Below are 13667 nucleotides of genomic sequence, written 5' to 3' on the forward strand. Positions count from 1 at the left end.
ATACACTGACGACAATACATTTAATTTCACTTTATAAAAATAACTATAAAAGAGCAACCAAATAGGCTGCTCTTTTATAATTTAATCCGCTGTAATTACTGTATAATTCGCATGTTGTAATGCTGCTACGGCATTATGATAATTTTCTTCTTTTACTAGCACATAATCTGTATTATAAGTTGAAATGGCAAATATACTAATTGATTCGTCCGCTAATAATGATGATATTTTAGCTAAAATACCTACCAAACTAAAATCTAATACACCACTGATCTTGAAAGCGCGCCATCCATCTTCACGATTAACAGTCTGTTCAGGTACTGCCGTTGTTGGCGCAACAACAGACAATTCGTCTTGTGTTAAACCAAGGTACAAAGGTCTAACTGACAAATCGATGTCCTTAACGTCATGAATTTGAAAAACAGATAACGGCTCAGCCAATACAACAAGTTCCATAATTTCCTCCTAATATAAAAAGCCCGAGACATACTCCAATTAAGAAATATCTCCCAGGCTTTTATCCTTCCGTGGCTACAATACAATCATATTGTAGGCTTTCTCTTGGACCAGACCTATGAATAGCGGAACCCTAGAAAGCTAGTAAAGCAATTGTACCTAATAATATTAAGGTGGTCAATATTTTACCATGAAATCACACATTTATAATTGAATGCCATTTTTAAATAATTTCTTATACAATTCAAGTTCATCTTGCCCTTTTTTACTCGTTAAAAATTTAATATAACGTTTGTCATGGTTTTCACGCAATAAATTTTTTTGTTCGAGTGTCCGAATTAACTGACGCCCAATTCCCTCATAACCTGTATAGAACTTAATATTATTTTTCTGTGCCAAATACGTTTCAATGAGCGGTTGGATAAATGGATAATGTGTACAGCCCAAAACAACAGCGCTAAACGACCTATTTTGAATATCCTTAAATAAATCAATCAGTAATGCTTTAATATCGGTTAATCGCTTATCACCTTGCTCAATCAAATCTGCTAATCCAGGGCAGGGTAATACTGTAATATGATGATTCTCTTGATATTGGTCCAGTTGCGTTTGGAACTTTGGTAGGCTTAGTGTCAAGGCTGTTCCTAAAACTAAAATATCCTGATGACCATCATCAACCGCTTCTTTTAATGCTGGTTCAATCCCAATAATTGGTACATTCGGATAATGGTCAACTAACCATGGTTTGGCAGAACTTGTCGCAGTATTACAAGCAATAACAATTGCTTTCACGTTTTGCGCCAAAAGCGTGTCCACAACTTTTTGTGATAGATCAACCACCTGTCCTGCTGTTTTACTGCCATATGGTGCATGTAATGAATCCCCAAAGAATATAAAATCTTCATTAGGAAGCATTTGTGTCAGTACCCTTAATGTACTAATACCACCCACACCTGAATCAAAAACCCCAATTGGTTGTTTAGATAACATCTGATTTCCCCCGTTCATTATATTATGACGCTACTTGAGATAAATAATCTAATATCTGAAATAATATTTTTTTGTTTATTGCCGATGGCGTCGTCGCTAATATGTCTGCGACACTTTGTTCTAATTTTGAGTTTTCAACAAATGCAGCATCATTTTTAATGATGTTCTGCAGTGTTTCTAATGTCGTCTCCAAGTGGAACTGTAAGCCAATAGCATTCTTCAACATGAATCCTTGGTTTTCCCACAAATCACTGGTAAAAAGCCGTTGAGCACCCTCAGGCAACGTGAAACCTTCACCATGCCAATGCAAAGCAGTACAATGAACAGCTTCAGAAAACAATGGCTGTATCGCTGCTGAACTAGTGACACTTGCCCAACCCACTTCCTTGGGTGTTGCTACAATGCGGCCACCATAAGCTTTTGCTAATTGTTGAGCACCCAAGCAAATACCCAGCATTGGTTTATTTTGATCCACTACTTCTTTAATCAAGCGGCGTTCTTCAAATAACCATGATATATCATCATCTGCGCTCATCGGTCCACCTAAAACAATTAGCAAATCAAAGTCCTGAATCCTAGGTAACTTTTGCTGTTTAAAAATCTCAATTATATTAACATCATGCTGATGAAATTGCGCCCACTCCGCTATTAAACCTGGTTTTTCAAATGCGACATGCTGAATAATACTTATTTTCATTTTTTTTAATTAACTCCCTATAGGTATTTTACAGCTTACGGCGTTAAATTGTACTCAATCATAATGGTACCTAATGTTGCGTTTGGATATATTGAACTTGATTGTTAAAAATTAGTAATTGTGTTCTGGCCAACGTAATGCGTTTTTCTGAGTAATGTTTCACGTGAAACATTATGCGCGCCGTTTTAAAAATTTTTCAACGATACGTTCCACCGGTAAGCTAATCAAAATAATTGTTGAGAGAATGAGGCACACACCAATCATTTGAACAGGTAATAATTGCACACCCAGCAAAGTAACAGAAATCAACGTAGCCGTGAGCGGCTCAATAATTCCTAGCAAACTTGCGGTTGTTGGTGCGAGATGACATAGGCTCAAAACGTATAAAGCATAGGGCACTAAAGTACCACCAATGATGATAAAGCCAATCATTGACCAATCAATCACTTGTAAATTATTTGGTATATGCCACAGCGGTTGTATCAAATTTTCAGCAATACCACCGATTAATAATCCCCAAGCGACAACTAGCAATGCGTGATGTTGCTGAAGTAATGGTCGTGGTATTAAAGTATATGCTGCTACACCAAATGCTGATATAATACCCCAAAAAAGAGCTTGAGTTGTCACTTTTAAATGTCCAATATCACCATTGGTCACCAATAAAAAGACACCAATTAAAGCAATAATAATCGATACAGTATCCATTCGTACTGGTAATTTTCGATAAAATATACTCAATAAAATAATAATAATAGTGGGTCCCAACGATTGTAAAATAGTTGCCATCGCTGCATTACCAAAATAAACAGATAAGAAAAAACTCGATTGTGCTAATAAAACACCGATAACGCCAAATAAAATAATCAATATAGCATCAGCCTTACGATACCATATGCTAAAAATTGAACCACCGAATTTACACGCTAAAACAAGGATTAATAATAGACCAGACCAAAACATACGCATGCCAACTAACCATTCAGGCACCATATTAATACGTTGAAACAACACACTCGCTAAGATGCCACTGATACCAAATAATATTGCGCTTAGACCACCGAATATAATATTTACATGCTTTCTTTCCAACAAAATCTGTCCCCCTAAAAAGAATCTCCGGTATAATCTAACGCATTTAGAACAAAATGACAATAAAATTAACAAAAAATTATTTTTTTGAAATAATTTTGCAAACCATAATAAAAAAGAACCCTTTCGGATTCTTTGTTTTTAATTTACGCTGATTCAATAATTGCGTGCCTAAATTTGTCGACCAAAATAAGTTTGCTTTTTGGTATCTGTGCTTGAGATCGTACAAAATCCATAATTTTTAATGCATTCTCACTTGAAATTGCACCATCACTAATTGGTTCTGATAATGATAAATGCATAATCGCTTTATCAAAAATTTGGACACCTAAATACTCCCCCAATAAGGCTTTTAGATTATCTAATATTACGCTAATTGCAATACGTTTAGACATAACTATCCTCCTACAACCTATAGCATAAGCCCACAAAATTAAACTCAGTTTAAATGTTCTCTCGTACACAAAAATAGTGATGCAGGTTAAGGTTTAATGTAGCTAAAGCCCTCTGTTTGTTTCATAGCCAACTCGACAACACCAGCAGGTACAATTCTGACACCTTGTTGTAAATCGGTATGCGTTATCTGACGTTGCCGCATGGCATTCTGACACACAGCAACATCAATACCATTATTTACCAATTGCTCAAGATTAATGGCGTCTCCAGTAACAGCCTGCTCAACAGCCTCACCATTAATTAACAACTCAATTGTTCCTTTATCAGCATGTTGTTTTTGCCATTCAGAAAAATTTTTAATATTAGCTAACGCTGTCTGCCATCGATTAGTTTCATCAATATGAAAAATAACATTCATCGTAAAGCACCTCCTTTAGCTCACATTATAATCTAAATATGGCTGATATTAGCCCAAGATGTTTTGAAAATCTGCTGCCCATTTTGAGGGGATGAATGTTGTGACAGTATACGTTGCAATTTCATTTATAAAAAAAGGATCTTCATGATAAATACTTGTTATAGTTTCAAGAGACTCTCCCTTAGCAAGGATTACACCACCTACGCGAGGATCTTTACGACCTGACATCATAAAATGCCCAGATTCATAATATTTTTCCAAATATTGAATATGATCTGGTAAATATTTTTCCACCTCTGATAATGGTTTAGTATAAGTCAAATCAATAATAAACATTGCATACCCCTTGTCTGTATTCGAAATAGTTATAGTGAAGATAATATAACCAAATGGTCCTTGCTTGTCAATGATTAAACGACATTATCATCTTAAGCACAATATTTTATGCATATTGAGCATCTCTGTGTGAAATATAATATCTGATTTGTATACTAAGTACAGCGACGGATTAATCAATAAAAATGTGAAAGGACGTAACGTCATGCAACATTTAGAAAAACAAAAAATTGTTATCGCTGGTGGTACGGGATTCGTAGGCCAGGGTATCATTAAAGCACTTTCACCTGATTTATTTGATATACACAGTTTATCTCGACATGGCTTTAAACCAGGATTGATAGACCATGCCACCTATCATGCTGTTGATTTAAGCCAGCCGGATCAGTGGCAACATATTGCTGCTAATGCTGACTGGGTTATCGATGCTGTGGGAATATTATTACCCAATCCAATCAAAAAGCAAAATTACCATAATAGTAGTTACCAGCCAGCTAAAAATATAATTGATGTCCTCATTCGAGAGCCAAAACCAAAGTTCCTGTTTATCTCAGCCAACAGTGGTCCCTTCTTTATGAAACCATATTTAAATGCTAAGTATGCTGTTGAAAAGGAGATGACAGAGCGCCTACCAAATCGATCATATAGTGTTTATCCTGGTATTATCTTTGATAAAGCACGTAAAAGTTCTTATATTCCTGGTATTATTTTGGCACATCTTACCTGGATAAATTACTTTAAACAACTCCGCCCAGTTTCCCGAGATTTTTTTGCCCAAGAAATTTGTCATATCGTATTAAACAAGCAGAGTGTGCTCATGCACCGAACTGTTCACCGTGAATAATAATTCAGCATGCGATGCCAGACAAACACATAACACGCAATCGTTATGTGCTTGTATTAAAGTCTTATAAAGACACCATTTCGTTCTATATATATCGGCTAACATCTGAAATAATGCGATGACATAAACTATCCACACTATTTTCATTTAATATAATATCTGACTTATTCAAATAATCTTCATTACGCCACCATTTTTTCAAAGTTTCCACACTAAACGGGTGCGCTTTCCAAGCATTGTACTTAATAGTATCTTCGAATGAAACATTCAAATAATATCTAAAATTAGCCTCTGCAAATTGTTTACTGGCATCCAATATCATTTCACCATATACATCTTTACGCAAAATGCCTTCAAGTATAACGACTTTGCAATGATTAAAGCCATATTTAATGAGCACTTCAATCATCCCAACTGCGGGTGTCCCCACATCATCACCTGCATGAAGTATTTCGCGACGAATCGTATCCTGATGTAATAAAAGACAATGATTGTAGCCAAAATATTGTTGCAATTTATTAGCCAATGCTGTTTTTCCACTAGCAGAATTACCACGAATCACAATAAAAATTGGCATCATTTATTTCCTTCTAATCGTGAATAGTCTAATGGCATCTCTCGTTTAGTTGAATAATCAGTACAAATACAATAATTTTTTTATCTTATCCATCGCCATATCTGTTGACAAATCTATAAAATATTCTTGTTGCCATCGTTGCGTATTTAGGGCAGTTTTATTCAATGTATTAACCCAAGTTGGGTAAACTCTAAATGCCATTTTTCCCTTAGATGTTGGTGATCTTAATATTTTTTTATTTTCCAAAATGTCTTTTGGAAATATAAATTGTCCTTTTTTATCATTATCGATAACAGTAATCATCAGTAAATCTGGACTATCTTGATAGTCAAAAGGCTTATTATTATCGTGATTATCTTTTTCCCATGCTACTACAAAATAGCCTGCCTTTGTTGGCGTTTTCTTAGCCAAACGGCTGCGCACACTTATGTTATTAATCAGAAATGTTAAACTTTCATATTCACTATTATATGGTTCTGAAGTTACACATGTCACATCCTGATTTTGGACTTGACTAATGACCTGTCTAACGAGATTCAGTGATTTTTTCATATGTGTTTCCTTTTCATATATCATATTAAAACGTGTATCCATCATACAATATAAATAGCACGCTTCATCTACAACGATTAACTTTAAATGCCGCATGTTGTTTGATATGATAATTTTGATAATTTAGTTTCAAAGTTACAATGAAAATCGACAGGTTCAATTCAGACGTCATTTTCATAACAGCCGTAGAACTATCATATTTATTTTGACAAAAAAAGCGCCACATCAAGGTTTTAAAAACCTTATGCAACGCCATGAAATGCTAAATGGAGAAGAAGGGATTCGAACCCTCGCACGCTTTAACACGTCTACACCCTTAGCAAGGGCGCCTCTTCAGCCGCTTGAGTACTTCTCCAAAGCAATAATAATCATACCAAATTAAACCTTGCTTAGCAACTATTTTCTAACAATTGGTCAATTTTAACAATATTTCATCACGAGATGACACTGGGTCTTTTATCATAGCCCTTTTCCCGATATAATAATGAAAGATAATCAAGCTTCAATAATTGTAGGAATGGTTGAGAAAATGGCACAATTAGTTACCGCAAAAGAAATGCAAGAATTAGATACTTATACAATTCAAACGATTGGTATATCCCAAGACGTTTTAATTGAACGTGCTGCTTTATCTGTCATTGATGTCATCGGTGCTGGTAATTTCGACTTGACACACGTACTTGTATTAGCTGGTTTGGGTAATAATGGTGCTGACGGGGTTGCAATTGCGCGTTTACTTTATTTACAAGGTATTAATGTCACCCTGCAATTTGTAGGTAACGTTAATCGTGCCAAAGAAAGCGTGAAGCATCAACTTCATATCGCTGAACAATACGGCTTACATCGTGCAGAAAAATCTGATTTCAACAATGCTTCTCTTATTATTGATGCCATTTTTGGTGTAGGACTTAATAAACTGCTACCTGAAGGGCTACAGAAAATGATTAAAGCGGCCAATCACATTGAAAAGCCAGTCATCGCTGTTGATATTCCCACCGGTATCGATGCCACAACTGGCGAAGTGCGTGGCGCCACACTCAAAGCAAAAAAGACTGTGACCTTTAGTTTCAATAAAGTTGGTCTAACAAAGGGCAATGGTAAATTTCTATCCGGCGACGTTGTCGTTAAAGATATTGGTATTCTGGCTCCTGAAGATTTTCAATTTAGCATCTCAATTTAACAATCTACGGATTGTTTTTTATTTTTACATCGGACATATCTTTGAAAAGGTTAGTATAAACACTTATAATAAAGTCTGATTACTATCAATTATGTATAAAATCTAATTTGAAAAACAGAGGAAACCTATGCAAGTTGCAATTATTGGTGCTGGTCCACGCGGTCTCACTGTTGCTGAACGCTTATTAAATCTTGCGGATAGTCAATTATCAATTAATATCCAATTGTTCGACAATTATGCGATTGGTGGTCGTGTATGGGATCCATTCCTACCACAAAATGAAAAGTTCTTAATGAATACCATCGTAGAGCAAATTACCTTATTCAGTGACGACTCTATAGTTAATGGCGGTACGCCAATAGCCGGTCCTAATTTATACCAATGGTGTCAAAGCCATGCACAGGACTTTTTAGCACAACATCCTGAATTTCCCAATGCTTATCATGATATTTTAAACAATATTGATGCCAATCAGTTTGTCCCTCGTGGCCTATTTGGCGTGTATGCTGCCTGGTTCTATGAATGGTTACAAAAATACAATAAACTAGCAAATAATCACACGCTAGAATTTACACAACAAAGTATTCAGGATATTAGCCAACTCGCTAATAAATATCAACTGACTTTAAATGATGGTTCAAGCTTTTTGGCTGATCAGGTCGTAATGGCTTTAGGGCACGCTGATAACGAGTTAACAGCTGAAGAACTAAAATTCCAAGATTATGCACATCAGTATCATTTGTCATATATGCCACCTGCACATCCCGCCGAAGTAGAACTACAACATTTTAGTGCTCAAGATACCGTTTTGTTACGGGGATTAGGATTAAGCTTTTTTGATTATATGGCTGCGTTAACCGAGGGTTATGATGGCCAATTTATTCGCCAGGTAGATAATACCTTACGCTACATACCATCTGGTAAAGAGCCAAAAATCATTGCTGGATCACGCAGTGGATTTCCACCTCATGCGCGTGGCGAAAATCAGAAAACCACGAGTGAGCTTTATCAGCCTCAATTCTTTACGTTACCTGCATTAGATGCCTTAAAAGCCGCTAATCATGGTCAACTAGCATATCATGATTTTAAATCACTATTAATTAAAGAATTAACCTATAAACACTTACTTAACATATTAAACAGTGACCAAAATAATTTAGCTTATGCTCAGAGCGAGCAATTAAAGCAAGCCTTATTAACCAGCCCGGATTTACTACAGACGAGCCAATCATTTGGCCTTATTGATACCCCTTTTGATATTGAGACAATCATGCATCCGGAGAAACATTTAGCTGATAATGTCGATTATCAAGCATTCATCATTGATTACCTTAATGATGATATTTTAGATGCTCGCCAAGGTAACAAAGTAGCACCCTTTGCTGGTTCATTTGATACTTTGCGCGATATGCGTGATTTAATTCGTTTATTAGTTGAAAAACACTATTTCTCGGATGAAGACTATGAAACTTTTCTTGAAGACTTTAATGCAATAAATGTCCGCTTATCTGTTGGACCACCTTTATATCGTATTGAACAACTTAAGGCCTTAATTGAAGCTGATATTATAACAATTATGGCCCCTGAAATTAGCATATCAACCGAGAATGGTAAATTTGTCATGCGTGATAAACGCGGGCATAGTGCATTTGGTAATGTGTTAGTTGAAGCACATTTAGGTGCGATTCATTTACAGCTTGCTAAAAATCCCTTGATTCAGAATCTGCGACAAAAAGGTTGGCTGGTTTCCCCTACTTACACTCGTAATGATCAAAGTACTTATACGTTAGATGTTGCAAATATTGACTTACGGACATTTGAAATTTTGAACGCCCAAGGTCAAGTGCAACCCAATATCTATTTATATGGTATTCCAGTTGAGGGCGTTAAGTGGTTTATGACAGTTATTCCTCGACCTGGTGTCAATACTATTATCTTACGTGAAGGTGCTTGGATTGCTCAGCATATTTTGTCACAGGCTTAGCCCGCAAATGTTGGAGAATTTATGTCAATTAAACTGATTGCAACTGATTTAGATGGTACTTTTTTAAGAGATGATAAGTCTTTTGATGCGCCTCTTTTTCAGAAAGTTTTTGAAAAATTAGAACAACAAAATATTGAATTTGCTGTCGCAACAGGTGTTCACCAAAGACGAATTGATATGATTTTTAAACATTTTAAAGATTATCCCATTAACTTTGTCACGAACAATGGTGCGCGTGTTATCCGAAGTGATAATACCGTACTATTCGAAAAGGCATTGCCGCTTGATGTGTTAAAAGATATTCAAATTTTACTCAATCATTATCAACCACGGCCAGATCATGGTCTCGTCTATGCAACGGATCATACAGCCTACATGCCACGTAGTAATCCTAAAGGGATGAATCAGCGCTACTTTCAGTATTTCAATGAAAAGAAATATTTTGATGATGTTGATGAAATTGATCAACCCATTTTTAAAGTAACAATGAACTGGCAAAACCATGATGAATCACTGTTTTATCATGCCGCACACCAAGCACTTGGGCATCGTGTCCATATTACTGAAACAGGAACCGGTGGTATTGACATTGTTCCCGCCCATGTTAATAAAGCATCTGGTCTTAAAATTTTAGCTCAAAATTTAAGTATTGAGCCACAAAATATTGCTGCTTTTGGTGATGGTGGCAATGATCTAGAGATGCTCAATTTTGTTGGCCATCCCTACTTAATGCCAAATACACGACATAAATTAAACCTCTTACAAGATTATCAAATCGTGCATAATGATAATAATCATAGTGGTGTTTTGTATACTATTGACCAATTAATTATAAGCTAATATTATGCAAAAAATACAATTCACGTTAGAATAACTATATCATTTAGATAAGGTGGAGGAAAACATGACAAAAAATATTAATTTCAAAGCTGTCTTAATTGGCGGTATTGCAGCTGGTCTTGTTTCAGGATTAGTCAAACTTGGGTGGGAAAATATTCTCCCACCAAGAACGCAAGAACGTGATGAAACGAATCCACCACAACAATTGTTGGCGCAACTTGGTATCCCTAAAAGTGTGACACATCAAACTTATCGCTATCTTGATCATGAATTACCAATGACAAGTTATGCTATTCATTTTACTTTCTCTATTGTATTTGCCACGTTGTATGCGGCATTAAAGCAATATCAACCTAAAATTGCTGCAGGTGGTGGTACTGTTTTCGGGTTAGCGGTCTGGATCGCTTTCCATCTCGTTTTATTACCAAAAACAAAGACAATTCCTACTGCTAAAGAACAGCCCATGGAAGAACACTTATCCGAAGCCCTTGGTCATGGTATTTGGATGTGGACTAATGATGCCATTGCAACTAAGGTTTATCAGCAATTAACCCATCGTCAATAAAAAGCAACGCCTTTCAGGCGTTGCTTTTTATTTTGTTCTTTGGATGAAAACCAATTTTTTTGCATGAATATCAGCGTTATTATAATCTTTTGGTCCATGATCTCCATGATCAACCCACACTGTTTCAATAGTATCTGGTGAAACTTTTGCTTGATAAGCCTCTGATAATGCAACACTCTGCAAATAAGGGACAACATGATCATGCTTACCAGCAATCAGCATTAATGGTGGCATATGATACGTGAAATAACTTTCAGGATTAGCTTGTGCTACTAAATCGGGTACTAATTTAGGTGCTTGATTACCTAACATAATGCCTTCAAAAGCACTTGCTGTTCCCGTTTCAGAAAATTTAGGTTGTAAACCTAAAGTCGTAAACTCCGATTTAAACTGATCCAGTTTATACGGCCCATACATCGCAATAACGCGCTTGATCTTTGGGATACGATAATCATTGAATGCATCACCCAATATAACATTGGATGAAAAACTAGCAGCACTCAATACAGCTAGCTGCGCCCCACTTGACTCACCAATTACCGTCACATCATCCATATTCAAATGATATTGTTCGGCATGATTATTTAAATAGATTAAAGCCAATCTTAATTCAGAAATCTGATTTGGAAAAACATTATGCTCAGTAGTATTTGGTGTATAGTCGACACTCACAACAGCAAATTTATCGGCTAAAAAACGTAGGCTTGGCTCTAATTTGAGAGACGATTTATCCCCAAATAATAAACCACCGCCATAAATATCAAATATTACTGGAAACGGACCAGGTCCCTGAGGCAAGTACACATCTAATTGATGCCGCTTTCCAGACATATATGGCACGTTTAGATGCATTTTCTCGATTGTTTCAGGTAACTTAGCTGGGACAAATTGATATTTTCGATCTTTAAACAATATATCACTCCTTTTCTTTAGTATAACAAAGCACACTTAAAATCAATTAAATTATTAATTGTAAGCGCTTGCATTTTGCATAAAAACGTTTTATATTGTGTGTATAAATAACTTGGAACGTTCCAAAAAAGAAGGAGTCTATCCATGACAGAAGAAAAATGGTGGCAAAAAGCAGTCGTTTATCAAATTTATCCGCGTAGTTTCCAGGACAGCAATGGTGATGGTATTGGTGATTTAAAAGGTATTATCAGTCGTCTAGACTATGTAAAAAAGTTAGGTGTAGATGTCATTTGGCTAAATCCAATTTATAAAACACCTAATATTGACGGAGGCTATGATATTTCTGATTATCAAGCCATTAACCCTGATTTTGGTAATATGGCAGACTTTGAAGCGTTATTAAGCAAAGCGCATCAACTCGGTCTCAAAATTATGATGGATTTAGTTGTCAACCACAGTTCCTCTGAACACGAATGGTTCAAAAAAAGCCGCCAAGGGCGTCAAGATAATCCCTACCGTGACTATTATATTTGGCATGATCCAGTCGATGGTCATGCGCCCAATAATTGGGGATCATTCTTTTCAGGTCCTGCTTGGACATTTGACAAAGATTCTGGCCAATATTATCTCCATTTATTCGCCAAAGAACAACCTGATTTGAATTGGGAAAATCCTAATGTCCGACAATCTGTCTTTGACATGATGAATTGGTGGGCTAATAAAGGTATTGATGGTTTTAGAATGGATGTCATTTCATTAATTTCCAAGCCAACTGGACTCCCTGATGGCCCACAATCTGCCGAAGCGCCTTTTGGTAACGCTGCAGATGTTGTTGCCAATGGCCCTCGTGTCCACGATTATTTACAAGAAATGCATCAAAAAGTTTTAGGTCGTTATAATTGGATCACAGTAGGTGAAACAGCTGGGGTAACAGTCGAAGAATCTAAAAAGTACGCTAATCTTGATGGCCGTGAATTAAATATGGTTTTCCAATTTGAACATATGGGGTTAGATGGTAACCCTAATCCGGCTTTAGGCAAGTGGTATGACCAACCTGTAACATTAGAAGCATTACGCCATAACTTAACTAAATGGCAAACTGCGTTGTCTGGTACAGCTTGGAATAGTCTATATTGGAACAACCATGATCAACCGCGTGTTGTGTCACGTTTTGGAAATGATAGCCCTGCTTATCGAGTATATTCCGCCAAAATGCTTGCAACGATTCTACATTTCATGCAGGGAACACCATACATTTATCAAGGTGAAGAACTTGGTATGACAAATGTCAACTTTGATCATCTCAGCGATTATCAAGATCTTGAATCAATTAACGCTTATCACGAACTTGTTGACGATACACAATTGGTTGCACCTGAAACCATGATGTCTTACCTACATGCGCGCTCCCGTGACAATGCAAGAACACCCATGCAGTGGGACAATTCCGCACATGCTGGCTTTAGCACCGCAACACCATGGTTAAAAGTTAACCATAATTATCACAACATTAACGTTGAATCGGCCTTAAAAGATCCCAATTCTATCTTCTACTTCTATCAGCGTCTTATTCAGTTACGTCATGAATTACCGGTGATTACCGATGGCCGTTTTGCTTTAGTCCCAGAGAATGAAAATGACAATGCTGTATTTGCTTATACTCGACAAAATAATACGCAAACACTTTTAATCATTGCTAATTTCACTGATCAAACACTCACACGTCATTATCCCTTACCGACTCAACATAAATTACTCATTCAAAACTATTCAGATGACCAAGGTGAGACTTTACGACCATTTGAAGCAAAAGTTTACGCTTATTAGG

Annotated in this window: 16 protein-coding genes, 1 tRNA gene and 1 riboswitch; of the genes, 6 read left to right on the plus strand and 11 right to left on the minus strand. The window is 36.4% G+C overall.

Annotation, left to right across the window (positions count from 1 at the left end):
• Positions 1 to 81 precede the first annotated feature (81 nt).
• The 7 genes from C5L23_RS00200 to C5L23_RS00230 form a co-directional block, all read right to left on the minus strand.
• Positions 82 to 456 carry an ACT domain-containing protein gene (locus C5L23_RS00200; RefSeq protein WP_010006828.1) on the minus strand — a complete coding sequence of 125 codons (375 nt, stop codon included), beginning with the start codon at positions 454 to 456 and terminating at the stop codon, positions 82 to 84.
• Positions 457 to 504: 48 nt separating this feature from the next.
• Positions 505 to 604: riboswitch (guanidine-I (ykkC/yxkD leader) on the minus strand.
• A 56-nt stretch (positions 605 to 660) separates the two neighbouring features.
• Entirely contained in the window at positions 661 to 1446 is a 786-nt protein-coding gene (gene murI, locus C5L23_RS00205) for a glutamate racemase (protein ID WP_133264120.1), read from the minus strand.
• 22 nt (positions 1447 to 1468) lie between these two features.
• A complete protein-coding gene (locus C5L23_RS00210) occupies positions 1469 to 2143 on the minus strand; it encodes a type 1 glutamine amidotransferase (protein ID WP_133264121.1) in 675 nt (224 codons plus the stop codon).
• A 171-nt stretch (positions 2144 to 2314) separates the two neighbouring features.
• The gene (locus C5L23_RS00215; protein ID WP_240034412.1) at positions 2315 to 3235 is read right to left on the minus strand and encodes a DMT family transporter; all 921 of its coding nucleotides are present in this window, start codon (positions 3233 to 3235) and stop codon (positions 2315 to 2317) included.
• Between the two features lie 146 nt (positions 3236 to 3381).
• A complete protein-coding gene (locus tag C5L23_RS00220) occupies positions 3382 to 3630 on the minus strand; it encodes a hypothetical protein (RefSeq protein WP_010006832.1) in 249 nt (82 codons plus the stop codon).
• An 86-nt stretch (positions 3631 to 3716) separates the two neighbouring features.
• Positions 3717 to 4049, minus strand: coding sequence for a DsrE family protein (locus tag C5L23_RS00225; protein ID WP_010006836.1), 333 nt, complete (start codon positions 4047 to 4049; stop codon positions 3717 to 3719).
• Between the two features lie 48 nt (positions 4050 to 4097).
• Entirely contained in the window at positions 4098 to 4385 is a 288-nt protein-coding gene (locus C5L23_RS00230) for a YciI family protein (protein ID WP_133264122.1), read from the minus strand.
• A gap of 205 nt (positions 4386 to 4590) precedes the next feature.
• Between C5L23_RS00230 and C5L23_RS00235 the strand changes: the two genes are divergently transcribed.
• Complete coding sequence (locus C5L23_RS00235; RefSeq protein WP_133264123.1) at positions 4591 to 5229, plus strand: NAD-dependent epimerase/dehydratase family protein; 639 nt, start codon at positions 4591 to 4593, stop codon at positions 5227 to 5229.
• Between the two features lie 85 nt (positions 5230 to 5314).
• Here C5L23_RS00235 and C5L23_RS00240 read toward each other — a convergent pair whose 3' ends face one another.
• The 3 genes from C5L23_RS00240 to C5L23_RS00250 form a co-directional block, all read right to left on the minus strand.
• Positions 5315 to 5809 (minus strand): P-loop NTPase family protein, encoded by a 495-nt coding sequence (locus C5L23_RS00240; RefSeq protein ID WP_010006839.1) that lies wholly within the window; start codon positions 5807 to 5809, stop codon positions 5315 to 5317.
• A gap of 54 nt (positions 5810 to 5863) precedes the next feature.
• Positions 5864 to 6358, minus strand: coding sequence for a MepB family protein (locus C5L23_RS00245; RefSeq protein WP_133264124.1), 495 nt, complete (start codon positions 6356 to 6358; stop codon positions 5864 to 5866).
• A gap of 267 nt (positions 6359 to 6625) precedes the next feature.
• Positions 6626 to 6713 (minus strand) — tRNA-Ser (locus C5L23_RS00250).
• A 174-nt stretch (positions 6714 to 6887) separates the two neighbouring features.
• On the opposite strand from C5L23_RS00250, the gene C5L23_RS00255 reads away from it, so the two are divergent.
• The 4 genes from C5L23_RS00255 (at position 6888) to C5L23_RS00270 (ending at position 10927) form a co-directional block, all read left to right on the plus strand.
• Entirely contained in the window at positions 6888 to 7538 is a 651-nt protein-coding gene (locus C5L23_RS00255; RefSeq protein WP_010006840.1) for an NAD(P)H-hydrate epimerase, read from the plus strand.
• Positions 7539 to 7665: 127 nt separating this feature from the next.
• The gene (locus C5L23_RS00260; RefSeq protein ID WP_010006842.1) at positions 7666 to 9522 is read left to right on the plus strand and encodes an FAD/NAD(P)-binding protein; all 1857 of its coding nucleotides are present in this window, start codon (positions 7666 to 7668) and stop codon (positions 9520 to 9522) included.
• Between the two features lie 21 nt (positions 9523 to 9543).
• The gene (locus tag C5L23_RS00265) at positions 9544 to 10362 is read left to right on the plus strand and encodes a Cof-type HAD-IIB family hydrolase (protein ID WP_010006843.1); all 819 of its coding nucleotides are present in this window, start codon (positions 9544 to 9546) and stop codon (positions 10360 to 10362) included.
• 64 nt (positions 10363 to 10426) lie between these two features.
• The gene (locus C5L23_RS00270; protein WP_010006845.1) at positions 10427 to 10927 is read left to right on the plus strand and encodes a DUF1440 domain-containing protein; all 501 of its coding nucleotides are present in this window, start codon (positions 10427 to 10429) and stop codon (positions 10925 to 10927) included.
• A 27-nt stretch (positions 10928 to 10954) separates the two neighbouring features.
• On the opposite strand, the gene C5L23_RS00275 is transcribed toward C5L23_RS00270, so the two are convergent.
• Positions 10955 to 11842, minus strand: coding sequence for an alpha/beta hydrolase (locus C5L23_RS00275; RefSeq protein WP_133264136.1), 888 nt, complete (start codon positions 11840 to 11842; stop codon positions 10955 to 10957).
• Positions 11843 to 11983: 141 nt separating this feature from the next.
• Between C5L23_RS00275 and C5L23_RS00280 the strand changes: the two genes are divergently transcribed.
• On the plus strand, positions 11984 to 13666 hold the full coding sequence (locus C5L23_RS00280; RefSeq protein WP_133264125.1) for an alpha-glucosidase: 1683 nt from the start codon (positions 11984 to 11986) through the stop codon (positions 13664 to 13666).
• The last annotated feature ends 1 nt before the right edge of the window (position 13667 follow it).

Source organism: Leuconostoc fallax, assembly GCF_004354645.1.
GTDB classification, from domain to species: domain Bacteria; phylum Bacillota; class Bacilli; order Lactobacillales; family Lactobacillaceae; genus Leuconostoc_B; species Leuconostoc_B fallax.

Bases quoted from the DNA above. Each gene is read 5' to 3' on its own strand.
- C5L23_RS00210 (WP_133264121.1), bottom strand. From the start codon at position 2,143: ATGAAAATAAGTATTATTCAGCATGTCGCATTTGAAAAACCAGGTTTA.
- C5L23_RS00260 (WP_010006842.1), top strand. From the start codon at position 7,666: ATGCAAGTTGCAATTATTGGTGCTGGTCCACGCGGTCTCACTGTTGCT.
- C5L23_RS00240 (WP_010006839.1), bottom strand. From the start codon at position 5,809: ATGATGCCAATTTTTATTGTGATTCGTGGTAATTCTGCTAGTGGAAAA.
- C5L23_RS00220 (WP_010006832.1), bottom strand. From the start codon at position 3,630: ATGTCTAAACGTATTGCAATTAGCGTAATATTAGATAATCTAAAAGCC.
- C5L23_RS00235 (WP_133264123.1), top strand. From the start codon at position 4,591: ATGCAACATTTAGAAAAACAAAAAATTGTTATCGCTGGTGGTACGGGA.
- murI (WP_133264120.1), bottom strand. From the start codon at position 1,446: ATGTTATCTAAACAACCAATTGGGGTTTTTGATTCAGGTGTGGGTGGT.
- C5L23_RS00280 (WP_133264125.1), top strand. From the start codon at position 11,984: ATGACAGAAGAAAAATGGTGGCAAAAAGCAGTCGTTTATCAAATTTAT.
- C5L23_RS00245 (WP_133264124.1), bottom strand. From the start codon at position 6,358: ATGAAAAAATCACTGAATCTCGTTAGACAGGTCATTAGTCAAGTCCAA.
- C5L23_RS00200 (WP_010006828.1), bottom strand. From the start codon at position 456: ATGGAACTTGTTGTATTGGCTGAGCCGTTATCTGTTTTTCAAATTCAT.
- C5L23_RS00230 (WP_133264122.1), bottom strand. From the start codon at position 4,385: ATGTTTATTATTGATTTGACTTATACTAAACCATTATCAGAGGTGGAA.
- C5L23_RS00270 (WP_010006845.1), top strand. From the start codon at position 10,427: ATGACAAAAAATATTAATTTCAAAGCTGTCTTAATTGGCGGTATTGCA.
- C5L23_RS00265 (WP_010006843.1), top strand. From the start codon at position 9,544: ATGTCAATTAAACTGATTGCAACTGATTTAGATGGTACTTTTTTAAGA.
- C5L23_RS00225 (WP_010006836.1), bottom strand. From the start codon at position 4,049: ATGAATGTTATTTTTCATATTGATGAAACTAATCGATGGCAGACAGCG.
- C5L23_RS00255 (WP_010006840.1), top strand. From the start codon at position 6,888: ATGGCACAATTAGTTACCGCAAAAGAAATGCAAGAATTAGATACTTAT.